The organism is Pseudoalteromonas sp. GW168-MNA-CIBAN-0100 (genome assembly GCF_040309225.1).
Classification (GTDB): Bacteria; Pseudomonadota; Gammaproteobacteria; order Enterobacterales; family Alteromonadaceae; genus Pseudoalteromonas; species Pseudoalteromonas arctica.
The window spans coordinates 42,991-69,632 of record NZ_JBEOOL010000022.1; the positions used below are offsets into that span (position 1 = coordinate 42,991).

Below are 26,642 nucleotides of genomic sequence, written 5' to 3' on the forward strand. Positions count from 1 at the left end.
ATGTCGTTATTAGGTAAACTAACAATAGACGCAATTCCGTTTCATGAGCCAATTCTTGTGTTCACGATGTCGGTTATTGCTATAGCTGGGCTTATTATTGCCGGGCTTATTACAAAGTATAAAAAATGGGGCGTGCTTTGGCGCGACTGGATCACGTCTGTTGATCATAAACGCTTAGGCGTAATGTATATTCTTTTAGCACTAATAATGCTGTTCCGTGGTTTTTCTGATGCCATTATGATGCGTGCTCAGTTAGCGCTTGCTACCAGTGGTGCGCCCGGTTATTTACCACCTGAACACTACGACCAAATATTTACTGCCCACGGCGTAATTATGATCATATTTATGGCTATGCCATTTATGATTGGTTTAATGAACATTGTTTTACCACTGCAAATTGGTGCTCGCGATGTTGCATTCCCATTTTTAAATAACTTAAGCTTTTGGTTTACAGCCAGCGGTGCCATTTTAATTAATATGTCGCTAGTGTTTGGTGAGTTTGCTAAAACAGGTTGGGTGGCCTATCCACCGCTTTCGGAGTTGACCTTTAGCCCTGGGGTGGGGGTGGATTATTATATTTGGGCCTTGCAAATATCCGGGCTCGGTACACTTCTAACAGCAGTAAACTTTTTAGCAACCGTGTTTAAAATGCGTGCACCAGGTATGACCCTAATGAAAATGCCAATTTTCACATGGACATGTACGTGGGCAAACATCTTAATTGCAGCATCATTCCCAATTTTAACTGCTGTACTTGCAATGCTAACGCTTGACCGTTATCTCGATTTCCACTTCTTTACCAATGAATTGGGCGGTAACGCCATGATGTACATCAACCTGTTTTGGGCATGGGGTCATCCTGAGGTATACATATTAGTATTACCAGCGTTTGGTATTTTCTCTGAGATTATTTCTACCTTTGCCGGTAAACGTTTATTTGGTTACAAATCGATGGTTTACGCCAGCGGTGCAATCTCAATTTTAGGCTTTATTGTTTGGTTACATCACTTCTTTACGATGGGGTCGAGTGCTAACGTTAACGCGTTCTTTGGGGTAATGACCATGGTTATTGCTGTACCAACTGGGGTTAAGTTGTTTAACTGGTTATTTACCATTTACCGAGGTCGCTTACGTATTAGCGTACCGGTACTTTGGACACTTGGCTTTATGGTTACCTTTACCGTAGGCGGTATGACCGGTGTATTACTTGCTATTCCTGGTGCCGATTACGTACTGCATAACAGCTTATTCTTAATTGCACATTTTCATAATACCATTATTGGTGGTGCTGTATTTGGCTACCTTGCTGGTTTTGTATTTTGGTTCCCTAAAGCAATGGGCTTTAAACTTAACGAAAAATGGGGCAAAGCATCATTCTGGTGTTGGATTATCGGTTTCTTCGTTGCATTTATGCCGTTGTACGTACTTGGTTTCTTAGGTATGACACGTCGTTTAAACCACACTAACAACCCAGATTGGAACATTTGGTTATACATTGCCGCAGGCGGTGCTGTAATTATTATGTTTGGTATTGTTAGCCAAGTAATTCAATTATATGTGAGCTTTAGAGACCGTGAAGCGCTCGACGATACAACAGGCGATCCATGGAACGGCCACACACTTGAGTGGGCTACAAGTTCACCTCCGCAAATTTATAACTTTGCAACAATTCCACACATCGATGATATTGATGCATGGACCGACATGAAAGAAAAAGGCCAAGCATACCAAGATAAAGCAAACTATAGCCCTATTCATATGCCTAAAAACACATCAGCTGGCGTGTTAATGGCAGCAAGCTTAACAGTATTTTGTTTTGCAATGATTTGGCATATTTGGTGGTTAGCTGTTGTTGGGCTAGTAGGCGCAATTGCCATCTTTATCAAACGTTGTTACACCAGCGATGTTGATTACTATATTCAACCTGATGAAATTGCACGCACTGAAGCTGCGTATAATTCAAGTGGCATTAAGGAGCTAAAAGCGTGAGTACACTTTCTGCAAATTTAGAATCAGTATCGCACGATGACCATGCCCACGCGCATGATCATCACGATACATCGGGTGACACCATATTCGGTTTTTGGTTATACCTAATGACCGATTGCCTATTGTTTGCCTCGTTTTTTGCCACTTACGCTGTGTTATTTATGAACACAGCGGGTGGTGTATCGGGTAAAGATATTTTTGAACTCGACTTTGTAGCAGTAGAAACTGCTGCACTACTTATTAGTAGTATTACCTTTGGCTTTGCCATGATTGCCGCTCAAGGGCAAAAAAAGGCACTAACACTGACTTGGTTATTTGTTACGTTTTGTTTAGGTGCTGTGTTTATTGGTATGGAAGTATACGAATTTCATCACCTAATTGTGCATGGTAATGGCCCACAACAAAGTGCCTTTTTAACATCGTTTTTCTCATTAGTTGGCTTGCATGGATTACATGTAACGGCTGGACTAATTTGGATGACCATAATGATGATTGAAGTTGCTAAACGCGGTCTGGGTAAAGCAACCGTAACTCGCTTAAGCTGTTTAAGCCTATTTTGGCACTTCTTAGACATTGTTTGGATTTGTGTATTTACCGTTGTTTATTTGATGGGAGCAATGTAATGAGCCACAGCGAAACGCATGCGTTAAAACAAACGCAAAGTGATCATCATGATGAATCTCATGGCAGTGTTAAAACTTACTTAATTGGCTTTGTGCTATCGGTAATTTTAACTGCTATACCGTTTTATATGGTTATGGAAGGTGACTTCTCAAAAGCAACAACGCTTTGGAGCATTGTTACTTTTGCAATCGTACAAATTTGGGTGCATTTAAAGTACTTTTTACACCTTAATTTTACGACCGAAAATGGCCGTGCAAGTACTTTCTCATTCCTATTCAGTGCTCTGATCATCGTAATGGTTGTTGGGTTATCTGTTTGGATCATTTATGAATCTAACGCAATGATGATGTACTAGGAGTTGAAGATGTTTCGTCGTTATTTATCAGTGACAAAGCCGGGTATTATTATGGGCAATTTGATCAGCGTAGCGGGCGGGTTTTTACTTGCCTCGCGCGGTGATATAGACCCATGGTTAATGATTGCCACATTAATTGGTTTGTCGCTAGTGGTTGCATCAGGTTGTGCTATCAACAATGTTATAGATAGAGACATTGATGTAGCCATGGCACGTACTCGTACGCGGGTAACAGTAACTGGCGAAATGTCGGCCTTTGCTGCACTTAGCCACGGTGTTTTATTAGGCGTTATTGGCTTTGGTTTACTTATCGCCTATACCACTCAAGCCGCGGTATTTTTTGCAGCCTTTGGCTACGTAATTTATGTGGGGATTTATAGCCTCTACATGAAACGCAACTCAGTATATGGCACTTTTGTAGGCAGCCTTTCTGGCGCTGTACCGCCAGTAGTAGGTTACTGCGCCGTAACAGGGCAGTTCGATATGGGCGCATTAATACTGCTAGTTATGTTTAGCTTGTGGCAAATGCCGCACTCTTACGCCATCGCTATTTTTCGCTTTAAAGATTACCAAGCTGCAGGTATTCCAGTATTACCTGTAGCGCAAGGTATCGACAAAGCAAAACGCCACATTGTGCTTTATATTGCTGTATACGCATTAGTGGTGATGTTACTGCCAATTACTGGCTACACAGGTGCTGCTTTTATGGCTGTTGCTTGTATTACCAGCTTTTGGTGGTTGCTAATGGCGCTACGTGGTTATCGTCGTAATATTGATATGAGTAGCTGGGCACGTAAAGTGTTCGCATTTTCAATTATTAATATTACAGCGTTAAGCATTGCTATGGCTGTTGATTATCATAGTGTTGCTCCACAGCTATTAACGCTTACCTAATTTAAAATTTTTTAACTATTCCAAAGTTAATCCAAAGGCTCGAAAGAGCCTTTTTTTATGCCTAAAATAGCTGTGCAATAGAGCGCTTATTGGCAAGTTCTAGGCTTTGTTTTATACGTGCTCTTACCTCTGGTGATTTATTTTGGCTTAGCTTAAAGTTTCCACTCCAATGAGTGGGAGTAAATTCTATAAAGCTTAATTGTTGATACATTGCTTGGCGACTGCTTTTGGGCACGTCAGTAACATCCCACATTGGCTTAAAGGGTTGCTCAAAATAGGTTGTTAATTGCCTCATTATTTTTTCTTTCTCAATGTCGCTCTTAATAATCACTACCTTTGCGGTTACTTGTACAGATGAGTAAAGCCAGCTCGGCAGTGTTTTATTATTACTATACGAGGGAGATAGATAACAGTTATCGCCACTAAATAGTAATTTTACTGACTGTTTATTACATTGCGCTAGCGGGTTATGTTTTGCTACGTGAGCAATAAATACATTACGTGAGTGCTCATATAATACAGGGACTTGGCATATATTATTTAAGTCACTTTGCGAGCAGGGCATTAAAATACTCGCTAGAGGGAATTGCTCAACTAAAGCCTGCAAACGTTCAATATTATGTTCTTGAAAATGTATTGGTGGGTACATTAAAGCTTCTCCTTTAACTGTAATTTAATACTCTGCCAATGCTCGTCAATAATGCTAAATTTTGCAGTGCTTCTGTAACTCCCATCACTAAGGAGTCTGTCTTTATAAGCTATACCTTCAAATTGGGATCCTAGTCGAGTAATTGCATTTCGAGATTTTTGATTTTGTTCGTGAGTATTAAATGTTATTCGCACTAAATTCAACGCGTCAAAAGCATAGCTAAGCAGTAAATATTTAGTGTGAGTATTAATATAAGTTTGCTGCCAGTGATGGCTTATAAATGTATGACCAATTTCAGCACTTAAGTTATGTGCATCTAATCTAAATAGTCGTGTAGTGCCTACAACCTCTTTGCTGGCTATGTCTATTATGGCAAATACAATTTGTTCTTTTTTATTAAATTGTGCACTTGTAGTAAACCATTCCTTTAACTGTTCGGGTGTTTTTGTAAAGTTGCTTAATACCCATTCCCATATTTTTGGATGTTGCCCAGCTTTATATAGGCCGTTTAAATGCTCATAATTTAATGGCTCTAATATGACCTTATTTGTTTTATGTATCTGTTGAGTAAACATGTAGCCTCTAAGCTTTGCTATTTACGAACAACAAATGTACGCTAATTTGGTTTGGTAAAAACAACCAGAATTGGCTTTTTAGCTATACCAGTTATAAAGGAATAACATGCAACCGCTTAATATTGAATTTAATAACTCAAACAAAGCTAAGTACTTACAAGTTGCAGATGCTTTGCGCGGTTCTATCGTAAAGGGAGATATTGCACCTGGTACAAAACTAAGTTCTGCTCGAGTTATGGCGCAAACGTATCAGTTAAACCGTCATACAATAATGAACGCATTGCAGTTATTAGTAGCCGAAGGATGGCTAGAGTCCCATGAACGCTCTGGGTATAGCGTCACTCAAACACTGCCAATTCAAAGCAGTGTTAACTGTGAGCACACGCCAGTTTTAACACCAAAACCTTATAAATTTGCTACAGAGTTAGCCGTGCCTGTTCCAGCAATGAATTTAAAAGACTACGTATATAATTTCGCAGGTGGACTTCCTGATTTAAATAGCTTTCCCTATAAAGAATTTAAACGCTCTATGAGCCATGTATTTAATCATTTAGATACCAGTAAACTTCATTATGGTGATATAGGTGGAGTGAGTGAGCTAAAAGCTCAGATAAGTGATTACTTACATAAAACTAGAAATTTAAAAGCATCAGACTTACTTGTATGTAATGGCTCACAAGAAGCTTTATTTTTAATTTCAAAGGCATTTATAAGTAAAGATGACTTCGTAGCCGTTGAAACTTTAGGCTACCCGCCAGCACGTAAAGCGTTTGCTGCTTGTGGCGCGCAATTAATAGATATAAAACAAGATGAATATGGTTTATGTGTTGATGATTTAAAAGCGCAACTTAAACGATATCCAATAAAAATGCTGTACTTAACCCCGCTACATCAATACCCAACTACCGTTACGCTTTCGCCTACAAGGCGCATGCAAATTTATCAATTATGTTATGAGTATGGCGTAATGATTGTAGAGGATGATTACGATCACGAGTTTCATTATCGCTGTCAGCCATTACAGCCTATGGCTGGGGACGATCCCGCTGGGATTATTATTTACTTATCTACATTTTCTAAAATCATGTTCTCAGGCGCTAGAATTGGCTACATTTGTGCAGCTCCTGAAGTATTAGCACAGTTAACCGCATGGAAGCAGTTAATGAATCATAAAAATGATGTGGTTATGCAGCTAGCCGTTGCGCACTTTATGCAAGAAGGTGGATTTGAGCGACACTTAAAGCGCATGACTAAACACTATAAACAACGTTATGAAGCAATGGACAACACGTTGGCGTTGCTGCAATCACAGGGGTTACCAATAGAGTATAAAAAGCCAGATGGCGGCATGGCAATGTGGGTTAACTTAAATAAAAATACGAGTAATATAAAACAAGCAATGCAAAGTAAAAGCGTATATTTACAAGCAGAATATGAGTTTTACTTTGCTGATTCAGTGAGAAGTTTAATGCCTAAGCAATATAGTTATGTTCGCTTAGGCTTTGCAGGACAATCAGTTGAGGCAATGAAGCAAGGGCTCAAACTAATAACTGAATATAAATGACTATTTCATAAAATCATCAGCATTGTAATAAAGTGGTTTAAGGGTGCCGCAATTAATAAATTTATAAGTAAGCTCATTTTCAGCTGGGACACGTTTTGAGGTACGAAGCTTTTGCATACACGCATTAACTAAATCGACAAAAATAAGATGGTTATAGCTCGGTGCTTTTTGAATTTTATGAATATAAATACGCTCAGTGCCGCTTAGTGTAATCATGTCGTAGTCTTGCCATTGCGATGATTCACTTAAATCTTTTAGTTCTCTGGCATACAGCTGCTTACTCAAGACCAACTCTTTTTTTGAATAAATTAAACTACCACCTTGTTGATAATCACCCTCGTAAATATCGGCAATAATCGTAATTTCTTCACCACGCATTAAATGCTGAATATTAAACGCTTGTGGCTTTACGGTGATTAACTCGGCATTTCTAACAAAGCCTAAAAATGGAACATCGGGGTTTCCTATTTTATAAACAACTTGCACATCATTGGGTAAATTATAGGTGGGTAAATTCATTGCAATAATAGACGAGCCTTGATTAACCAAAGCCATAGGATGCTCAGCATTGTAAGCGGGGTCTACCGGTGGAAGTTCTGCTTTTTCTTCTTTAGCTGCGGCAAAGCCACTTAAAGTGATTAGTAATAAAGTAAGTAGTAGGCGCATTATAATCTCAATTAATTTATGAGCTTAAATTGTAGTATAAAGTTTATATTACTTATATTTTTAAACTAAATTTAGACCTATATTATTACTCAGATATGGAGTGCAACAATGTTCGTGCCTTTAAATGTAGGTTTGCGTCCTCTGGGTTTGACGTATTAGTCAGCCAAATTACATTGCCTTCTTTATTTACAAACAATGTAGTAGGTGTGCCTCGTATACCTAATTGCTGTGCTATTGCATCGGCTTTTACAGCTGTTTTAAAAGTATAACCTCTTTCGCTAAGTGCTTTAGCGGGAGTAGCATCGTCATCTTCTTTAAAGCTCACGGCAATAACTTTTAAGCCCATATCATCAATTTTTTGAAGTGCTGGCTGCAGCTTTTTACAGTACGGACACCACGTTGCCCAAAAGTGTAAAACGTAAGGTTGACCTAATAAATCTTGAGTATTGAGCGGCGACCCATCAGCCATTTGTAAATTTAATGTAGGTAGCTTAGGGTATGTTTCTTGCGTACTTTCTTCTTGCGAATGGCTTGTAAAGCTTATAAAAATTAGTGCGATGGCAATAAATAGTTGCTTCATAATATGTTCGTTCTTATTTTACATATTAAATAAGAACGAGAATTTAACATTTTTATTTCAAACTAAAAGCGAGCGGCTTGCTCAACAACAATAGCATGGCGTTTAGCGAGGCGAAGATGGTCTTTATCGTAGCCACCACCTATTACTGTAGCAACGGGTGTGTTGTGTTCAAGGCAGCGTTTTAGCACTAAATGGTCGCGCTTAACTATGCCATCCCAGCTGATATCTAATTTACCCAAGCCATCGCCTTGCCAAATATCAACACCAGCATCGTAAAGTACCAAGCTTGGGTTTAGCTCTTTAAGTAAATAACTCAAGGTGTCGTCAACTATGGCAAGGTATTCGTCGTCTTTCATGTTATCGGCTAAGCCAATATCTAAATCGCTAGCGGACTTTCTAAAGGGGAAGTTTTTTTCACAATGGATAGAACAAGTATAAGCGTATGCTTGATGCTCTAACATTGCGGCTGTGCCATCACCTTGGTGCACGTCTAAATCAAAAATAAGTACGTTAGTTACTTCACGCGATTCAATTAAAGTTTGCGTAGTAAAGGCTAAATCGTTAACCATGCAGTAGCCTGAGCCAAAATCGGTATGCGCATGGTGTGTACCACCAGCTAAGTGGCACGCTATACCATGTTTAAGTGCTAAACGAGCTGTTTGCAGCGTACCTTGAGGTGCTGTAAAGGTACGTGCCATAAGCTCTTTTGACCAAGGTAGGCCAATGCGACGCATTGCTTTTTCATCTAAGCGGTTATTCCACAAATCGTGTATGTAATTTTCGCAGTGTATTAGCTCAAGTGGCTCTGGCGTGCCTAATATTGGCTCAACCAGGTTATCGCTAATCAAACCCAGCTCTGCTACATGCTGATATAAATGTGCAAACTTACTCATTGCAAAACGATGCTTTGGATCGAAATTAAACGAGTAGTTAGGGTGATACACCAAAGGTAAATGTGGATTTAAAGTCATGTTTGCACAAGTTAAAAAGTTTGCACTATGGTAATCAACTAATCCAAATGAGTCTATTCTTGCGTGTCGTGAATCAACATAGCGAGTTCGCGATGTAATAGTTCGTCATCAGCTAAGTTTAGCTCTATTAAACGCTTTAAATAAGTAATGCTGTCTATATCAATATGGTGGCATTTTAAACCAATATGATCCGCTTCTATATGGCACACCACAACCTCCATTTTTATTTCTATTTCGCTTTGAGGCAGCGAAAAACGCAGAACAGCTTGGCTATTTTGGTTGCCAATAAAAGCATCACATTTAGTGATTAATGCGCCATGCAAAGATACATCAAGTAATTTACATGGGTATTGGTGATCATTAAAAATCACTTGTGCATCGGTTGAAAATAAAACACGAGAAAACTGACGACGATTTTGCATAACCTAATTTAGCCTTACTGTTTTTATAATAAATTAAGCATAGCGGGTAATTCTCTACATGCTAGCAGGATATGCTCCTGTAATGCTGGTGGCATAAAAAAGCCCCGCATAAATGCAGGGCTTAGTATTACTGTAATAAATTAGCTACAGTAAATATTAACCAATTTTTTTGTACTTAATACGTTTAGGTTCAGTTGCTGCTGCACCTAGTGTCTTTTTAAGCCACTCTTCGTATTCAGTATAGTTACCATCAAAGAAGTTAATTTGACCTTCGTCGCGGTAATCTAAAATGTGCGTAGCAATACGGTCAAGGAACCAACGGTCATGCGAGATACACATTACACAACCAGGAAACTCTAAAATAGCGTTCTCTAGTGCACGTAGTGTTTCAACGTCCAAGTCATTGGTTGGCTCATCGAGTAGTAACACATTGCCGCCAGCTTTTAATAACTTAGCAAGGTGTAAACGGTTACGCTCACCACCTGATAGGTCTTTAACAAACTTTTGCTGATCGTTACCTTTAAAGTTAAAGCGACTTACATACGCACGGCTTTGGAACTCAAAGTTACCAATTTTTAGTACGTCTTGGCCGTCTGATATTTCTTGGAAAACAGTTTTGCTTTCGTCCATACCGTCTCGGAACTGATCAACAGTAGCAAGGTGTACGCTTTCGCCAACGGTAATGCTACCGCTGTCTTGCTTTTGCTCACCACTGATCATTTTAAACAGCGTTGATTTACCCGCACCATTAGCACCAATAATGCCCACAATGGCACCTTTTGGCATACTAAAGCTTAAATCGTCAATTAAAACGCGATCGCCAAAACTCTTACGAAGATTTGTTACTTCAAGTACTTGGTCGCCTAAACGCGGGCCAGGTGGAATAAACATCTCGTTAGTTTCGTTACGTTTTTGGTAATCAGACTGCTGCATTTCAGTAAACTGAGCCATACGTGCTTTTGACTTAGCTTGACGACCTTTAGGATTTGAACGAACCCATTCAAGTTCTTGTGCAATTGATTTTTGACGTGCTTTTTCAGATTTTTGTTCTTGCTGTAAGCGCGCATCTTTTTGTTCAAGCCAAGAAGAGTAGTTACCTTCCCATGGAATACCTTCACCACGGTCAAGCTCCAATATCCAACCCGCTACATTATCAAGGAAGTAACGGTCATGCGTTACCGCCACAACAGTGCCTTCGTAATCGTGTAAGAAGCGCTCTAACCATGCAACCGACTCAGCATCCAAGTGGTTAGTTGGTTCATCGAGAATAAGCATGTCTGGTTTTTCAAGCAATAATCGACATATAGCAACACGACGACGCTCACCACCTGAAAGGTGCTCAATTTTAGCATCCCACTCTGGCAGGCGAAGTGCATCAGCTGCGCGTTCTAAAACGTTGTCGATGTTATGACCATCGTGCGCCTGAATAACAGCTTCAAGCTCGCCTTGTTCTTTTGCAAGTGCATCAAAGTCAGCGTCTTCCATGGCGTATTCGTTATACACTTCGTCAAGACGTTTAAGTGCGTGTTTAACTTCGCCAACAGCTTCTTCAACAATTTCACGAACTGTTTTGCTTTCGTCTAAAACAGGCTCTTGCGGTAAATAACCAATTTTTGTACCAGGCTGAGGATGTGCATCACCTTCAAAATCTTGGTCAACACCGGCCATAATACGTAGTAACGTAGATTTACCAGAACCGTTTAAACCAAGCACACCAATTTTAGCGCCAGGAAAAAAGTGTAACGAAATATCTTTTAAGATAGTGCGCTTAGGTGGCACAACCTTAGATACTCGACTCATCGAGAATATAAATTTATCAGGTAAAACCATGGAGGAAAGCCTTCAAATAATAATAAAAATTTCAATGTTGTATTGTAGTGGCTGACGGGTGAAACAGTCAACGAATGCTGTATAGAACAATACGCTTACCTAAGCGGTACTTTGTTTTGATTGCTCGTTTAAAACACTACTATTACAGGATTTCTATTATGTAAAATTCTGTAATCTATTGTTTTATATTGTTCAAATACATTCCATTTTTAACAAAAGTGGTACAGTATATTTACAAGCTGTAAAGTATAAGCAAGTTATATAGGCAGGCCACACTTAGTTTGTTGTTAGACATCATATTATTAAATATTACAAAGATTTAAAGGAATGAACATGAAAATAGTTACAAAGTTAGGGGCATTACTTTTAGGTTTATACTCATTTTCGAGCCAAGCAGACATACTCCATGTAAATGGTTATTACCAAGGAATAGGGATAGGGTCTACGCAAATTGATGTATACGAGAGTGATAGCATACAGTTTACAACGCTTTACGGCCGGTTTGGATATCAGTTTTCGCGATACTTTGCATTAGAAGGGCGTATAGGTTTTGGGTTAAATGATGAGTCAACTCCTCTAAACGGAATTGTTTACACTCAGAACCCACAGGACGGTTCGCTTAGCTCAGAATTCATTAAGAGCGAAATCGATTCAAGCCTTGATTTGCAAACAAGTATATTTGTAAAAGCTAATTATCCAATTTCATCTCGAGCTGATGTGTTTTTATTTGGTGGCTATGGTAGAAATAAATTAAGTTACAATGAAGGCGACTTAAAAAACCTTGCAGAATCAATAACTGGTACAGATACAAATTCTACGTTAATAACTGAGCAAAACTACGACGAAGGCGGCGTAACGTACGGAACTGGCGTTGACTTTAGGTTAACTCAACGCTGGCAATTAAGCGCTGAATACCAATATTTTGATACAGATGAAGGCGATATTTACGCACTTAATTTATCTGTGGTTTACCGTTTTTAACTGTATATGTGCTACTCGTTTTTAGTAGCGCTACTTCAAAATATTAAAGCAGGTTATTTTATAATAGAGGCGTTTTTCCTCATACATACCACCTCGGTAAATCCTAATTTAATAGAATGAATAAATTTCATTTAGACATCTATACATCTAGAGGTTGATATTTTTTACTTTCAGTTCATAATTAACTTCGGTTTTTATGAGCAGGAGTAAAAATATGCCAATTACAGTAAAAGACGAGTTGCCGGCAATTGCGCGTTTACGTCAAGAAAACGTATTTGTAATGCCTAAAACACGTGCAAAAACGCAAGAAATACGCCCAATGCGTTTGGCTATTTTAAATTTAATGCCTAATAAAGTAGAAACCGAAGTTCAGTTTATTCGCTTGCTTGCCAACTCGCCTTTGCAAGTAAACGTAGAGCTACTGCGTCTCGACACTCACCGCAGTAGCAGTAATTCAGAAGAGCACCTTGATACCTTTTATCGTTATTTTTCTGAGGTTAAAGACAACAATTACGATGCGTTAATTGTAACCGGTGCGCCACTTGCCCATTTAGAATACGACGATGTAGCGTATTGGGATGAGCTAAAGGTTATTATTGATTGGGCTGAGCAACATGTTACCTCTACGTTATTTTCGTGCTGGGCAGCACATGCAGCGCTATATCACCGTTACAATTTAAAGCGTGATTTAAAAGACGACAAACTGTGTGGCGTATTTACTCACCAATGTTACTTTGATCACGGTGCACTGACTCGCGGATTCGACGACACCTTTTTAGTACCGCACTCACGTTATGGCCACATTGATATAAATAAAATAAACGCCTGCGACGAGCTAGTTGTACTGGCAGGTTCTGAGCGAGTAGGGGCTTACTTACTTAAAAATAAATCAGGTAGCCAAGTGTTTATAACCGGCCACCCAGAGTACGACGCCGACTCGCTAAAAGCAGAATACGAGCGCGATTGTAAAAAAAGCCCTAATGCACCAAAGCCCGAAAATTACTTTCCGGATGACGATGCAACCAAACAACCTTCAAAAACATGGCAAAGCCATGCTTTTTTACTTTTTTCGAACTGGTTAAATTACTACGTGTACCAAACCACACCGTATGATATTAATTTAGTTAGCCAAGACGTGAGGACTAACAACTATGCCGAATAACGCTCCTACAAATAATAAGCAAGCCGAAATAAGCGCTGCATTACAAGAACGCATTTTAATTTTAGATGGCGCTATGGGCACCATGATCCAAGATCATAAGCTAGAAGAAGAAGACTATCGCGGAGAGCGTTTTAAAGACTGGCATGTATTAATTAAAGGCAATAACGATTTATTAAGCCTAACCAAGCCCAATTTAATCACTGATATTCATCGTGGTTTTTTATCAGCGGGCGCCGATATTATCGAAACCAACACGTTTAACTCGACCACTATTTCGATGGAAGATTACGACATGGCAAACCTAAGCCGTGAAATAAACCTAGAGTCGGCTAAATTAGCGCGCGCCATTTGTGATGAATTTACGGCTAAAACGCCAGAAAAACCGCGCTATGTAGCGGGTGTATTAGGGCCGACATCTAAAACGTGTTCAATTTCGCCAGACGTAAACGATCCGGGTTACCGAAATGTCACCTTTGATAAGCTGGTTACTGCGTATATTGAATCAACACTTGCATTAATGGAAGGCGGCGCCGATTTAATACTAATCGAAACTATATTCGACACTCTTAACGCAAAAGCCGCCTCGTTTGGCGTAGAAGAAGCCTTTGAGCAAGCAGGGCGTAAATTACCAGTTATGATTTCGGGGACTATTACCGATGCCTCAGGCCGTACGCTTTCGGGGCAAACAACCGAAGCATTTTATAACTCTATTCGCCATATTAAGCCTATTTCGATTGGTTTAAACTGTGCGCTTGGTCCTGATTTACTGCGCCAGTATGTAGAAGAGTTGTCGCGCGTGTGCGAAACGTTTACATCGGTACACCCTAATGCGGGCTTACCAAATGAGTTTGGTGAATACGACTTAGAAGCGGACGATATGGCAACCGAAATTATCGATTGGGGTAAATCGGGCTTTATTAATATAGTAGGCGGATGCTGTGGCACCACGCCTGCGCATATTCGCGCTTTTGCAAAAGGTTTAGCGGGCGTTAAACCACGCCAACTACCAGAGCTTGAAGTACGCATGCGTTTATCAGGCCTTGAAGCCTGTAACTTAAATTAAGGAGCCAGCATGACCCAACAAATAGCAGTATTTACTAATGTCGGCGAACGTACCAATGTAACGGGTTCTGCCATGTTTAAACGTTTAATCATGGAAGAAGACTTTGAAGCCGCGCTAACAGTGGCACGTGAACAAGTAGAAAACGGCGCACAGGTTATTGATATAAACATGGACGAAGCCATGTTGGACTCAAAAGCCGCCATGGTTAAGTTTTTAAACTTAATAGCCTCAGAGCCTGATATTTCTCGCGTACCAATTATGGTCGACTCCTCAAAATGGGAAGTAATAGAAGCAGGCTTAAAGTGTATTCAAGGCAAGGCAATTGTTAACTCAATATCGCTAAAAGAGGGCGAAGAGCCGTTTATTCGCCAAGCTAAAATAATAAAACGCTTTGGTGCAGCCGCTGTTGTAATGGCATTTGATACCGACGGACAAGCCGACACGGCAGACCGTAAGTTCGCAATATGTGCGCGCAGTTATAAAATATTGGTAGAAGATATTGGCTTTGCGCCAGAAGATATTATATTCGACCCTAATATATTTGCCGTAGCCACCGGTATTGAAGAGCACGACAACTACGCCGTAGAATTTATTGAAGGCACACGCCGCATTAAGCAAAATTTGCCGCACTGTAAAGTGTCGGGCGGTGTATCAAATGTATCGTTTTCGTTTAGAGGTAATAACCCCGTACGTGAAGCTATTCACTCGGTGTTTTTATATCATGCGATTCAAGCTGGTATGGACATGGGTATTGTAAATGCGGGGCAACTCGCCGTTTACGATGATATACCAGAAGAATTACGTAAAGCAGTTACAGACGTAATACTTAACACCGACTCAGGCGCAGGCGAGCGTTTAGTAGAGCTTGCACCAAAATACTCGGGTATGGCGCAAGCCGAGCGAGTAGAAGATTTAGAGTGGCGCACATGGCCTGTTGCAAAACGCCTTGAGCACGCGCTTGTTAAAGGTATTACTACATTCATAGATGAAGATACCGAAGAATGCCGCGCCGCAGCAGCTAAACCTATTCACGTAATTGAAGGGCCGTTAATGGACGGCATGAACGTAGTAGGCGACTTATTTGGTGCAGGCAAAATGTTTTTACCACAAGTTGTTAAATCGGCGCGCGTAATGAAGCGAGCCGTAGCCTACCTAGACCCATACATTGAGCTTGAAAAAGAAGAAGGCTCAACTAACGGTAAAATAGTAATGGCGACCGTAAAAGGCGACGTACACGACATAGGTAAAAATATTGTGGGTGTTGTACTGCAATGTAATAACTATGAAGTAATTGACTTAGGTGTAATGGTACCGGCAGATAAAATACTGCAAACCGCAATCGACGAAAAAGCCGATATTATTGGATTATCGGGCTTAATTACCCCATCGCTTGACGAAATGGTACACGTAGCAAAAGAAATGAAACGCCGTGGTTTTGAACTTCCGCTACTAATTGGTGGCGCAACTACTTCTAAAGCGCACACCGCAGTAAAAATTGAACCGCAATATGACAAAGGCGTAGTGTATGTAAGTAATGCCAGCCGTGCGGTAGGTGTAGTATCTAATTTATTATCAAAAGAGCATAAGTCTGGTTTTTTAGAAAAAACCCAAGCTGAATATGTAAAAGTACGCGAGCAACAAGCACGTAAAAAACCACGCTCTAAGCCTGTTACAATCCAGCGCGCACGCGATAACGCAGCAAAGCTTGATTGGGATAACTACACGCCACCAGTGCCTAAAAAGCTTGGCGTGATCGAGTTTAAAAACGTATCAATTGCTACTTTGCGTAAATACATAGATTGGACGCCATACTTTATGACGTGGTCAATCGCTGGTAAATACCCGCGCATAATGACCGACGAAGTAGTAGGCGAGCAAGCGCAAAGCTTATTTAAAGACGCTAACGATATGTTAGACGACCTTGAAAAAGCAGGCAGTTTGCAACCACTTGGCATAATAGGTTTATTCCCTGCTAACCGCGTTGGGGACGACATAGAAATATACACCGACGAAACACGCAAAGAGCTGTTAACTACCTCATGTCATTTACGTCAGCAAACCGAAAAAACCGACTTTGCTAACTACTGCCTAGCCGACTATATAGCACCCAAAGGTACACCAGATTATTTTGGCGCATTTGCAGTAACGGGCGGTTTAGAAGAAGACGACTTAGCGAATGCGTTTGACGCACAGCAAGACGATTACAACAAAATAATGATTAAAGCGGTTGCCGACAGGCTCGCAGAAGCGTTTGCAGAATACCTGCACGAAAAAGTACGTAAAGAGTATTGGGGTTTTGCACCAGACGAAAACCTAGCAAACGATGAGCTAATACGTGAAAACTACCAAGGTATTCGCCCAGCGCCAGGTTACCCTGCGTGCCCAGAGCACACCGAGAAAAAGAAAATTTGGCAATTATTAGACACCGAAAAACGCATTGGCATGCAGTTAACCAGCTCGTACGCCATGTGGCCAGGTGCTGCTGTTTCAGGTTGGTACTTCTCACACCCAGAAGCTAAATACTACGCCGTAGCAGCAGTACAACGCGATCAAGTTGAAGATTACGCTAAACGAACCAATATGACGCTGGAAGAAGCTGAAAGATGGCTATCGCCTAATTTGGGTTATGATCCGGAGTAGAGAGGAGTGATCAGTTTTTAGCTGTCAGTTATCAGTAAAACAAAAAACGAGCCCAGTATGGCTCGTTTTTTGTTTTAAAATTAGAGCTATATGGTTACGAAAAGTTAATAAGATCTAACTTCGGTATTACCGTTTCCTACCGAATTAACGTTCATATAGCTTCAATACTTCAGCCTTGTTTGAAATAATATGAAAATGAGCACCCTCAGCCATTTTTTTATTAACTTCTTTCACAAATGACTCGTTAACTAAGCTTGTGCTGTTTACAAATCTGTCTGACCACCCTATAAAATATGCTTTAGTAGGTGATAGAGGGTAAAAATACTCAGTTTCGTGTTTTAATGGTGATGTACCCATATTAGGTCTGGGGTGGATGTTTACAACAGGCGCGTCAGCTGTAATAAATGGGATGCTAGTATTATTTTCTAAAATTGATTGATAGCAGTAACCTCTATTAATACACAAGCTTTTCCCTAAATTAGTGCCATAAAGAAAAGAAATAAACCACCAACTTTCCTCCATTAGTTCAGCTATTTGAGGGTCGCAATTCTTAGCAAAAGATTTAATAAATGTTTCTTTAAAAGCTTTAGTTCTAGTTAATTGATGCCCTAAAAATAATAAAAAATCTGTCATTTGATCAATGTTTTTTAAGGTGTTTACATCTAAATTTCTAAGTTTATTTGAAACACTTAAGGCATCGCGCTCAAGTTGAGAGTGTCTATCTTCGATCGAGTTATTTTTAGCGGCATTAAATAATTTATCACCATATTCGCTTTTAACATCCAAAGACGTATAATATTTATACATTTTTTGTGTGTCTAAATAGCTTTTAAGGACTTTTTCATGGTGCTTTTTTAATTCCATATCATTACTCATAGCTATGAGTTTTTCAATTAGGTAAACGTGTTTTTCTGTTAATGTATTAACACGATAGAAATACTTTTCCACTGCCACACTTTTTATGCTGTCTAGAGCTATCCCTCCTTTTTTCTTTGTGTAATATATGTCTCGACCGTTTGTAGACCAATGCTTCATGTAATTGGCCCATATATAATGATGCTTTTGTTTTACTTCCAATTTCTTATTATTAAGCCAATCCATGTCTTGCTCACTTTTATTCATTAAGTCGCATTTAGTAATGTCGAAAACTATTTCACATTAATACAAATACATATTTAAATAGTGGTTAATTATATTTTAGATTAACATCAAACAACCAAATAATAGGTGGTAAAACTTAGGTAATTACCTGACTTGTCTAGGCCTACTAAACAATGGATAGCTATTTGGCGTAGGGCCTACAAATGATAATGAAATCAAAGAGCCTAAAGCAAGTTATCATTATGAATTAATTGATTTTTATATTAAATATGTTCATCTATAACATCGGTAGGAATTATCCACTTTATAATTTTATCTCATGAATTTGTTGCATACATTTCTGATTATTTTAAATAAAGGACTATAAATGAAACATCTAAACCACATCCTACTGTGCCTATCTCTACTTTTTACATCTAGCACATTTGCTCTTGAGCAAAAATATCACGAGTTCGTTTTACCTGTTATTGCAGCCTTTGAAAGTGACGATAAACCTGCAATTGCTACACTTATTCGTTACCCATTAAAACGACGATACCCCATACCTGACATTAAAAATGAAGCTGAGTTTATTAACCGCTTTGATGAAGTATTTAATGATGAGCTAATAGCAGTTATTGCCAGTTCAAACATTAATACCGATTGGGATAAAGTAGGTTGGCGCGGCATTATGCTAAATAACGGCGTTATGTGGGTAGATACCGAAGGTAAAATTATTGCTGTAAATACACAAAATACTAAAGAGCAGGCACTTGCTAAAAGACTAATCGAACAAGGTAAGCAATCCTTGCACGCAAGTATTAATACTTTTGAAAAACCAGTACTCGATTGGAAAACGGCTAACTACCATATCCGTGTTGATGATTTAGGTGATGGAAATTACCGTTATGTAGTGTGGGGTATTAATAAAAAGCCAAGTGACAAGCCTGATATGGTTTTACTAAATGGCGATATTACATTTGAGGGCAGCGGCGGGAATCATCACTATACGTTTAAAAATGGTCGTTATAGTTATGTGCTACAAGTAACCATTATTGGCTGCGATACATCACCACCAGGTTGGCTTGAAGTTTATAAAGACGATGAGCGATTGTTGTCTGAAGATGTTATAAGCACTCATTAATCGCTTTTTATTAGTAAGTATGCGGATAAAATTTCTATAAAAGTAGCTTTAGCTGCAAGTTAAATGTTATTACTTTATTCTTCTATCCCTTTGTAAAACTTTGTTAATCGCCTCTTTATTTCCGGTTGGTACTCTATATAATGCCGTGTTAATGGAACGTTGCAGTTGTAGTGACGTGATTAAATAAAGAAATACAAAGGATTATGGAATTGATTAAACTATCTTGCCTTACGTTGCTCATGATGAGCGCGTATTCAGTGAATGCCAATACTCACGCTCAGCCTATAAAAAACACTCAAGAAAATACTTACGGTGATGCTGTTTTAATTAACGATCAAAAAATAAATTTTGATAAAGCTCATTTTGAAAGTTTATCTAAAAAACCTCTACTCGCGCCAATTATAAAAAATAATAGCCTTACTCAAGCTGCCTCAGACGAGGAAAGCATAGAGCTTAGTAGCGTATTTCGTGAGTTTTCGTTAGGCAACTCAACAGGTCGAAAAGGCTTGTACGTGGCACCTTTGTCGGGTGTGGGTAGTAAGCACATTATATCCGCCCAAGAGAGCAATTTTAATATTATAGAATATGTGAAAGGTGCGTATGAAGTAACTGCTCGCTACGACTTTGATGACTATATTGAAGATACCACGCTAATTAAAGATACAGTGGCAGATACATACTACTTATATGTTTTAGAAAATAACGCAGTACATAAAGTTAATTTAGTCACTCAAGAGATAGAGCTAAGTAAAGAGTTTTATTACCCAAGAGCAGCAGATAAGTTTGATATAAACAACGATGGGCAAGATGAGCTTTTTGTTTATCAAAGTAGTAAGCTTTTTGTACTTAACTCGCTCGATTTATCTGAAATTGCGGTGCTTGAAAATGTACCACAAAATTTTGTGACAGGCTCGTTTACTGAGGCTAATGCAAAAGAAGTTTTATTTAGTGATGGTGCGGTTTATAGATTCGAAAATTCAGAATTTGTACTGCACAAACAACTTAGTGTAAGTATTAATGGCGAGCATTTAATTGCTGTTGATATTAATAACGACGGCTTAGATGAAGTGATTAATGGGCAAAGTTGGTACAGCATAGAAATGCTAAGCCCAAGCACTGAAAGCATTTTATGGACAGCCCAAAGCGACTTAGATATTGATAAAGTAATAGTTGCAGATATTGATAATGATGGTACCGACGATTTAGTTTACGGCGATGGTCAGTGGGGGAGTTTATACGCGCTTTCACTCACAACAGGTGTTGAGTTTTGGAGTATTAATAATCCAGAGCATGGTGTGTCGGGCATTGTCGTAGATGACCTTAACGGCGATGGCAAACAAAATATTGCTTGGGGCTCAGGTTATTCTTCGTCAGGTGAAGATGGTTTTTATATTCACAATACCGATGATAAAGCGCAGCAGTGGGCTAAAGGTATCAAGTACTATTCAAATAAAGCGTTAGCACTTGCTGATATTAATAATAACGGAAGCTTAGATATACTTTATTCCGAGCGTGACAGTAACGCTTTGCATATAGTAGATACACAAACTAATGAAAAAATACTTACAAATATAAGCGTTAATAACGATTGGGATAATAATAATTTAGTTACTACTGCTCAGCTGTTTGATGATGGTAAGAATTATATTATTGCTGGCAGCTCTGCTATATACGATGCGAATGTACAGGTGTTTTCACCTGAAACGGGTGAAGAGCTATTTCAAACATATCTTGGCGGCGGAGACTACATTAGTACCTTAACAACGTTAGATATTAATAATGATGGCAAGTTAGAAATAATAGTAGGTAATGGTGCTGAGCATACAGGAAGTGAAGGTACCTTTTTTAAAGTATTAAATGGGCAAACTGGAGAGTTATTAAAAACATCGCCTCGCTTAGGATTTTATTGGGGCGGCATGAGTTCAATAGTAACTGGAAGCTTTCTTAATAACGAAAATATAGATGTGGTTAGTCTTGTTAGTGACTACCTCATTAGTTATGACTACTCTGAAAACACTATCTCTAAAGTTGCTTTAGAACAAAGTTTTAACGGCTTGGTTAATACTGTAATTAATGGAGAAGAAACTTTAGTTGCATCTACCTATAATGGCTCACTTTATAAAGTGGCTTTAAATGGGCAGACAACATTAATTAGTGAAGTGTGCCAAAACTCTTTAAATAACATTGTGTCTGTAAGAGCTGGGTTTGTGCAGTATTCGTGTTCAGATCAGTTTGGTGAATATAACCTAGATAGCAATGTGGTTTCATACACTGTTGAGCGTAATAATAATGACAGTTGGTTAGCAACGTCTACGTATAATAATGTTGATTATACCTTGTTGGCGGGTCGGTCATTGGAGGTGTTTTCTAATCAAGTTACTGAGCCTTTAGCTAAGCCTGAAGCTGTAAGCTACTCTGATCATGTTTTAAAAAGCATACAAATAGATTTACCTGTATCAGATGATATTGATTATGTAGTTTTAAATAAGAGACCAACTCTGGGTAGGGTCGAGTTTACCGACAGACAGGCGGGTCTACTAACTTATATACCTTCGGGGACTGTAGGCATTGACGAGCTTAGTTACTACACAGTAAAAGATCGTTCACGTTCAGCGTTATCAAGCTTAACGTTAGAGCTAAAAAATACAGCACCAACAGCAAATAATATGACACTGCAAACTCATTGGAGTACACCGCTTAACTTTAATCTAGAAGGTATGGATGAAGACGCAGAGCAATTAGTATTTCAAATTAAAAATTCGCCTGCTCATGGGCAAATTCAGTTAATGGATTCTGCCTTAGGTAGCGTGACCTTTTCACCAAGTGGTGACTCGGTTGAGCCAGTATCAGTTAGCTTTACAGTGAAAGATTCTTTAGTTGAATCTGAGCTTCATAATGTTGTTATTGAACTAACAAATACAGCCCCACAAGCTCAAAATGTAACATATAACACCTCTTACAAGAGTGAAGTGAATGGTCGCTTTTCAGCATTAGATAGCGACAACGATACACTTGAGTTTGAAGTGGTAACCGAGCCAAACTCAGGAACTTTAACATTTGAGCCTGATACTGGATTGTTTAAACTAACTCCTACGAGCGAATCCGATCATGTAGTAACGTTTAGCTATGTAGCTAAAGATAAATTTGATAGTTCAGCAGTTCAAACTGTGACTATAAACGTTGAAGGTAAGCAAGGTGCTGCGCTAGCGACTCCTTCATCTGATTCAGGCTCTAGCTCAGGTGGCAGTATTTATTACTTACTTACGCTGCTATCAGTGGTTTTATTTGGTAGACGCCGTTTTAATTAATAGTTAAAAGCTTATTTACACTATCTAAAACCGCCAAATGGCGGTTTTTTATTTATTAATAATCTTTTTAAACTTTTATTTAGGGCTGTTTATCTTTCGAGGTTTAACATGCACTGCCCCGAGGATTCTGCATAGGGGCAATTTACGCTTTGTTGTTTACAAACCTCCCGCCGCGATTAAATCTCCCCTAGATTGAGTGAACTTCAATCTAAAAAGGTCTGCAGTCCCTAGTCTAATACTAATAATCAGACGTTAATAATTTCAATGTGGTTTAAACGTTCTAATAATTAGTATTTTTATAAAACAGATCTAAGTGGTAGGCTAAAAGTAGTAAGTATAAAATAGTAAGTAATTAAAAATAGTTCTCGCGCAACAAGGAACCCTCCTGTAAAGCGCTTTGCCAAGGAGTTTAGTATGATCACGCTTACCATTAATGGTAATAAACATGAGTTTTCTGGCGATCCGTCAACGCCAGTATTATGGTATCTCCGAGACGAATTGAATTTAACTGGGCCTAAATTTGGCTGTGGTATGGCTCAGTGCGGTGCGTGTACCGTGCATATTGATGGGGTAGCTCAGCGCTCGTGTGTATTGCCTGTAGCGGCAGTAGCGGGTCTTTCAATTACAACAATTGAAGGGCTAAGCGAGCAGGGCGACCATCCAGTGCAACAAGCATGGATAGAGCATAAAGTACCGCAGTGTGGTTTTTGCCAGTGCGGCCAAATGATGCAAGCTGCAAGCTTATTAGCTGCAAACCCAACCCCTACCGACGATGAAATAGTAAGTAATATGTCGGGAAATATTTGCCGTTGTGGTACCTACCCGCGCATTCATAAAGCAATTAAATCAGCCGCTAAAACAATGGCGAGTGTTCAATATTTTGACCCAAATGAACAAGGGGAAGAAGTATGAACCAAGATAACAAATATTTTGATTTAAACCGTCGTAAGTTTTTAAAAACCAGTGCAATAGGTGCGTTGGTACTCGGTACTTATTTTGTAGGCAGTGCGCCAAGAGCGATTGCTGGTGTGTTAGAACAGCCATCTGAGCTGGCAAAACGCGCAAACTTATTTATTGCACTGCGCCCAGACGGCATGGTTGAAATAACCTGCCATCGCTCTGAAATGGGTCAGCAAATTCGCACCGCGATTGCACAAATAGTTGCCGATGAAATGGAAGCCGCATGGGATAAGGTTATTGTTATTCAGGGTAAGGGCGACCCTAAATACGGCGATCAAAATACCGATGGCTCGCGCAGTATTCGCTACAACATGCAGCGCCTGCGTGAAATGGGCGCAAGTGTGCGTTACATGATGCAGCACGCTGCCGCTAAGTATTGGAAAGTTGACCCACAAACCTGTACAGCCAATCAACACGTTGTTACACACAGCTCAGGTAAATCGCTTACTTATAAAGATTTAATCGACTTAGCGCTTACAATAACGCCACCAGAAGCTGACAAACTAACACTTAAAACCCGCAAAGAATGGCGCTATATAAATACCGGCATGGCGCACATAGATTTAGCCGACTTAGTAACAGGCAAAGCAATATTTGCAGCCGATGTACGCGAACCACAAGCGCTGGTGGCTATAATTGAACGCCCGCCAGTAGTAGGCGGTGTTGTTAAGTCATTTGATGCCAGTGCTACAAAAGCGATAAACGGCGTTATAGATGTTATTGAAATACCTGCACCAAAAGGCGCACCGCAGTTTCAGCCAAAAGGTGGAATAGCGATTATAGCTAAAAACACATGGGCTGCATGGCAAGGGCGTAAAGCATTAAAAGTGGTGTGGGATGATGGCAAAAATGGCGATTACAATTCAGAAGAATTTAAAAAGTCATTATTAAAAACAGTACAAACTCCACAGGCAAACATACGTGATAAAGGCGATGCCATGGGCGTGTTGGCTAAATCGAGCAATAAGCTGGTAGCTGATTATTACGCGCCGCATCTTGCTCAAGCACCAATGGAGCCGCCTTGTGCAACAGCTATGTACAACAAAGACAGTGTTGATATATGGGCTGCTACGCAAAATCCACAAGCCGATATGAAAACAGTGGCTGCAATGCTTGGCATGGATGAGAGCAAAATTAACGTTAACGTTACCATGTTGGGAGGCGGTTTTGGGCGTAAGTCAAAACCTGACTTTTCAGCAGAAGCAGCTTACCTTTCAATGAAAGTAGGCAAACCTATTCGTGTACAATGGACGCGTGAAGACGACATACAACATGGTTTTTACCATGCGGTTTCGGCTCAGCACATTGAAGCATCGCTAGATAAAAATGGCGCAATAGAATCGTATTTACATCGCACCGCGTTTTCACCAATTACCTCTACCTTTTCAGAAGGGGCGACTACGCCAGGAAGCTTTGAACTGCGCTTAGGATTTACCGATAACCCTATTAACACGCCTAACATGAAGTTAGAAAACGGTGATGCACAAGCCAAAGCACGAATTGGTTGGATGCGTTCTGTATCAAATATTTTTCATGCCTTTGCTATTCAGTCATTTATTGGCGAAGCAGCGCACAAAGCTGGTCGCGATCAAAAAGACTATTTGCTAGACACGATAGGTCCGAGTCGAATTGTTGATGTAACTGAGCAAAATGCCACATACGATAATTACGGTGGCGATAAAGTGGTTTATCCTTTAGATATTGGTAAGTTACGCCATGTTATTGAAAAAGTAGCTGACATGAGTAAATGGGGGCGAGAACTTCCTAAAGGTCGAGGTTTAGGCATTGCAGCACATAGAAGCTTTTTAACTTATGTAGCGACGGTAGTTGAGGTAGAAGTGTCGGATGCTGGCGATTTAAACGTAATTAAATCGTGGGTTGCCATTGATGCGGGTACGGTTGTAAACACCGACACCGTTAAAAACCAAACCCAAGGTGGCTCTATTTACGGTATTACAACTGCAATCAGCGATGGTATTACCTTTGATAAAGGGCGCGTACAGCAAAGTAACTTTCATGATTATCGTGTACCGCGTATGAGCGACTCACCTCTTGAGATTGAAGTTGAAATTGTACAAAGTGATGCACCACCAGCAGGAGTAGGCGAGCCGTCTACACCAGTTTATGCGCCAGCATTATGTAATGCTATTTTTGCAGCGTGCGGAAAGCGTATTAGGCAGTTACCGATTGGTAACCAATTAAAAGCGTAGCTAAATAACCTACAGCTTAAACAAAAAAAACCGCCAAATGGCGGTTTTTTTAAAAGCGGTTAACGCGATTTAACGACCTTTTTCAAACTCATCAACTTCACGCTCTGCTTCTTCTTTAGATTTACCGTATTGCTGCTGAATTTTACCAACTAGCTCTGTACGGCTACCTTCAATTTTATCTAAATCGTCGTTGGTAAGATCGCCCCATTTTTGTTGAGCCTTACCTTTAAGTTCTTTCCAATTACCTTCGATACGATCGCTGTTCATAAGTTTATCCTTACTTTAGGTTAGTGAATTAACTGTCAGTTATAAAGTAGCAAGCCTTGTACCAAGGAATAATAATGGTTTTATTGTTTTTATTATCAGTTGGTTATATTTTTATGTTGAGCGATTTTGTTTTTAATATTGCGCTATTTATTAAAAAATATACATAGCAGCCTGTAATTATTGCTGACATAAGTTACGCCGCTTTGATGTAACTCATTCTTAAATTTTTGTTTTAAGCTAATATGCAGGTATTAAATAAAGTAGTTAACCTGAGTGAGTTATGAATACTAAAGCGTGTGAATATGGAGTGGGTGACTGCTCATACAAAATGGCAGGTGAGTTAGCAGGTATTACACAATTGGTGAATGCGTTTTACGACAATATGGACGCTTTAAAAGAGGCTGAAAATATAAGGAGTATGCATTCAGAAGACTTATCAGCATCGCGTAAAAAGCTCGCTTATTTTTTGTCGGGCTGGCTAGGTGGTCCTAAATTATACGCTGAACATTTTGGTAGTATTAACATTCCTCAAGCGCACAAACATTTACATGTAGGAATTGAGCAAAGTGACGCATGGCTTTTGTGCATGCAAAAAGCGGTTGATGAGCAACCTTACGAAGCACCATTTAAAATTTACTTAATGCAACAATTACGAGTGCCTGCAGATCGAATTAGAATGGTATCGGGTAGTTAATAGCAATTATTAAT

At 39.5% G+C, this 26,642-nt stretch carries 23 protein-coding genes; 14 read left to right on the forward strand and 9 right to left on the reverse strand.

Annotated elements, in window-relative coordinates; genetic code table 11:
* Genes cyoB through cyoE form a run of 4 tightly spaced genes read left to right on the forward strand, consistent with a single transcriptional unit; the run spans position 1 to position 3,862 of the window.
* Complete coding sequence (gene cyoB, locus AAEY62_RS14100; RefSeq protein ID WP_007581166.1) at positions 1 to 1,989, forward strand: cytochrome o ubiquinol oxidase subunit I; 1,989 nt, start codon at positions 1 to 3, stop codon at positions 1,987 to 1,989.
* Positions 1,986 to 2,612 (forward strand): cytochrome o ubiquinol oxidase subunit III, encoded by a 627-nt coding sequence (cyoC, locus tag AAEY62_RS14105; RefSeq protein WP_007581168.1) that lies wholly within the window; start codon positions 1,986 to 1,988, stop codon positions 2,610 to 2,612. Before cyoB ends, cyoC begins: the two co-directional genes overlap by 4 nt.
* Positions 2,612 to 2,968 (forward strand): cytochrome o ubiquinol oxidase subunit IV, encoded by a 357-nt coding sequence (gene cyoD / locus AAEY62_RS14110; protein ID WP_010555185.1) that lies wholly within the window; start codon positions 2,612 to 2,614, stop codon positions 2,966 to 2,968. The genes cyoC and cyoD overlap by 1 nt, the downstream gene beginning before the upstream one ends.
* Positions 2,969 to 2,977: 9 nt before the next feature.
* Positions 2,978 to 3,862 carry a heme o synthase gene (gene cyoE, locus AAEY62_RS14115; RefSeq protein WP_350635146.1) on the forward strand — a complete coding sequence of 295 codons (885 nt, stop codon included), beginning with the start codon at positions 2,978 to 2,980 and terminating at the stop codon, positions 3,860 to 3,862.
* 61 nt (positions 3,863 to 3,923) lie between these two features.
* Here cyoE and AAEY62_RS14120 read toward each other — a convergent pair whose 3' ends face one another.
* Both AAEY62_RS14120 and AAEY62_RS14125 read right to left on the reverse strand, forming a co-directional pair.
* The gene (locus AAEY62_RS14120) at positions 3,924 to 4,511 is read right to left on the reverse strand and encodes an FMN-binding negative transcriptional regulator (RefSeq protein WP_101217748.1); all 588 of its coding nucleotides are present in this window, start codon (positions 4,509 to 4,511) and stop codon (positions 3,924 to 3,926) included.
* On the reverse strand, positions 4,511 to 5,086 hold the full coding sequence (locus AAEY62_RS14125; protein WP_350635148.1) for a GNAT family N-acetyltransferase: 576 nt from the start codon (positions 5,084 to 5,086) through the stop codon (positions 4,511 to 4,513). Before AAEY62_RS14125 ends, AAEY62_RS14120 begins: the two co-directional genes overlap by 1 nt.
* Positions 5,087 to 5,192: 106 nt before the next feature.
* Between AAEY62_RS14125 and pdxR the strand changes: the two genes are divergently transcribed.
* Positions 5,193 to 6,650: a MocR-like pyridoxine biosynthesis transcription factor PdxR gene (pdxR, locus tag AAEY62_RS14130; RefSeq protein ID WP_350635150.1), complete on the forward strand. Its 1,458-nt coding sequence runs from the start codon at positions 5,193 to 5,195 to the stop codon at positions 6,648 to 6,650.
* Here pdxR and AAEY62_RS14135 read toward each other — a convergent pair whose 3' ends face one another.
* The 5 genes from AAEY62_RS14135 to ettA all read right to left on the reverse strand — a co-directional run bounded on the left by AAEY62_RS14135 (position 6,651) and on the right by ettA (position 11,119).
* Entirely contained in the window at positions 6,651 to 7,316 is a 666-nt protein-coding gene (locus AAEY62_RS14135; protein WP_024589272.1) for a hypothetical protein, read from the reverse strand. It lies immediately after the preceding gene.
* An 85-nt stretch (positions 7,317 to 7,401) separates the two neighbouring features.
* Positions 7,402 to 7,896 carry a TlpA family protein disulfide reductase gene (locus AAEY62_RS14140; RefSeq protein ID WP_350635152.1) on the reverse strand — a complete coding sequence of 165 codons (495 nt, stop codon included), beginning with the start codon at positions 7,894 to 7,896 and terminating at the stop codon, positions 7,402 to 7,404.
* A 62-nt stretch (positions 7,897 to 7,958) separates the two neighbouring features.
* On the reverse strand, positions 7,959 to 8,867 hold the full coding sequence (locus tag AAEY62_RS14145) for a histone deacetylase family protein (protein WP_350635154.1): 909 nt from the start codon (positions 8,865 to 8,867) through the stop codon (positions 7,959 to 7,961).
* A gap of 53 nt (positions 8,868 to 8,920) precedes the next feature.
* Complete coding sequence (locus AAEY62_RS14150) at positions 8,921 to 9,289, reverse strand: PilZ domain-containing protein (RefSeq protein ID WP_007581201.1); 369 nt, start codon at positions 9,287 to 9,289, stop codon at positions 8,921 to 8,923.
* Positions 9,290 to 9,445: 156 nt separating this feature from the next.
* On the reverse strand, positions 9,446 to 11,119 hold the full coding sequence (ettA, locus tag AAEY62_RS14155) for an energy-dependent translational throttle protein EttA (RefSeq protein WP_007581203.1): 1,674 nt from the start codon (positions 11,117 to 11,119) through the stop codon (positions 9,446 to 9,448).
* Positions 11,120 to 11,452: 333 nt separating this feature from the next.
* Here ettA and AAEY62_RS14160 point away from each other — a divergent pair, with 333 nt between their 5' ends.
* The 4 genes from AAEY62_RS14160 (at position 11,453) to metH (ending at position 16,965) form a co-directional block, all read left to right on the forward strand.
* Positions 11,453 to 12,100 (forward strand): porin family protein, encoded by a 648-nt coding sequence (locus tag AAEY62_RS14160; protein WP_024608776.1) that lies wholly within the window; start codon positions 11,453 to 11,455, stop codon positions 12,098 to 12,100.
* 214 nt (positions 12,101 to 12,314) lie between these two features.
* Positions 12,315 to 13,262, forward strand: a complete 948-nt coding sequence (locus AAEY62_RS14165; protein ID WP_007376156.1) for a homoserine O-succinyltransferase — start codon at positions 12,315 to 12,317, stop codon at positions 13,260 to 13,262.
* Complete coding sequence (locus AAEY62_RS14170) at positions 13,252 to 14,325, forward strand: homocysteine S-methyltransferase family protein (RefSeq protein ID WP_350635156.1); 1,074 nt, start codon at positions 13,252 to 13,254, stop codon at positions 14,323 to 14,325. Before AAEY62_RS14165 ends, AAEY62_RS14170 begins: the two co-directional genes overlap by 11 nt.
* 9 nt (positions 14,326 to 14,334) lie before the next feature.
* Positions 14,335 to 16,965 (forward strand): methionine synthase, encoded by a 2,631-nt coding sequence (gene metH / locus AAEY62_RS14175; protein WP_350635158.1) that lies wholly within the window; start codon positions 14,335 to 14,337, stop codon positions 16,963 to 16,965.
* 144 nt (positions 16,966 to 17,109) lie between these two features.
* Here metH and AAEY62_RS14180 read toward each other — a convergent pair whose 3' ends face one another.
* Positions 17,110 to 18,087 (reverse strand): DUF4238 domain-containing protein, encoded by a 978-nt coding sequence (locus AAEY62_RS14180; protein ID WP_197117826.1) that lies wholly within the window; start codon positions 18,085 to 18,087, stop codon positions 17,110 to 17,112.
* Between the two features lie 346 nt (positions 18,088 to 18,433).
* Here AAEY62_RS14180 and AAEY62_RS14185 point away from each other — a divergent pair, with 346 nt between their 5' ends.
* The 4 genes from AAEY62_RS14185 to AAEY62_RS14200 all read left to right on the forward strand — a co-directional run bounded on the left by AAEY62_RS14185 (position 18,434) and on the right by AAEY62_RS14200 (position 25,667).
* Positions 18,434 to 19,189 (forward strand): hypothetical protein, encoded by a 756-nt coding sequence (locus tag AAEY62_RS14185; protein WP_197117828.1) that lies wholly within the window; start codon positions 18,434 to 18,436, stop codon positions 19,187 to 19,189.
* A gap of 209 nt (positions 19,190 to 19,398) precedes the next feature.
* Entirely contained in the window at positions 19,399 to 22,497 is a 3,099-nt protein-coding gene (locus tag AAEY62_RS14190) for an FG-GAP repeat domain-containing protein (protein WP_350635161.1), read from the forward strand.
* A 414-nt stretch (positions 22,498 to 22,911) separates the two neighbouring features.
* A complete protein-coding gene (locus AAEY62_RS14195) occupies positions 22,912 to 23,409 on the forward strand; it encodes a (2Fe-2S)-binding protein (protein WP_197152906.1) in 498 nt (165 codons plus the stop codon).
* Complete coding sequence (locus tag AAEY62_RS14200; RefSeq protein WP_350635163.1) at positions 23,406 to 25,667, forward strand: xanthine dehydrogenase family protein molybdopterin-binding subunit; 2,262 nt, start codon at positions 23,406 to 23,408, stop codon at positions 25,665 to 25,667. Before AAEY62_RS14195 ends, AAEY62_RS14200 begins: the two co-directional genes overlap by 4 nt.
* Positions 25,668 to 25,736: 69 nt before the next feature.
* Here AAEY62_RS14200 and AAEY62_RS14205 read toward each other — a convergent pair whose 3' ends face one another.
* Positions 25,737 to 25,934 carry a CsbD family protein gene (locus AAEY62_RS14205; RefSeq protein WP_007581220.1) on the reverse strand — a complete coding sequence of 66 codons (198 nt, stop codon included), beginning with the start codon at positions 25,932 to 25,934 and terminating at the stop codon, positions 25,737 to 25,739.
* Positions 25,935 to 26,214: 280 nt separating this feature from the next.
* Here AAEY62_RS14205 and AAEY62_RS14210 point away from each other — a divergent pair, with 280 nt between their 5' ends.
* Entirely contained in the window at positions 26,215 to 26,628 is a 414-nt protein-coding gene (locus AAEY62_RS14210) for a group II truncated hemoglobin (RefSeq protein ID WP_350635165.1), read from the forward strand.
* Positions 26,629 to 26,642 lie beyond the last annotated feature (14 nt).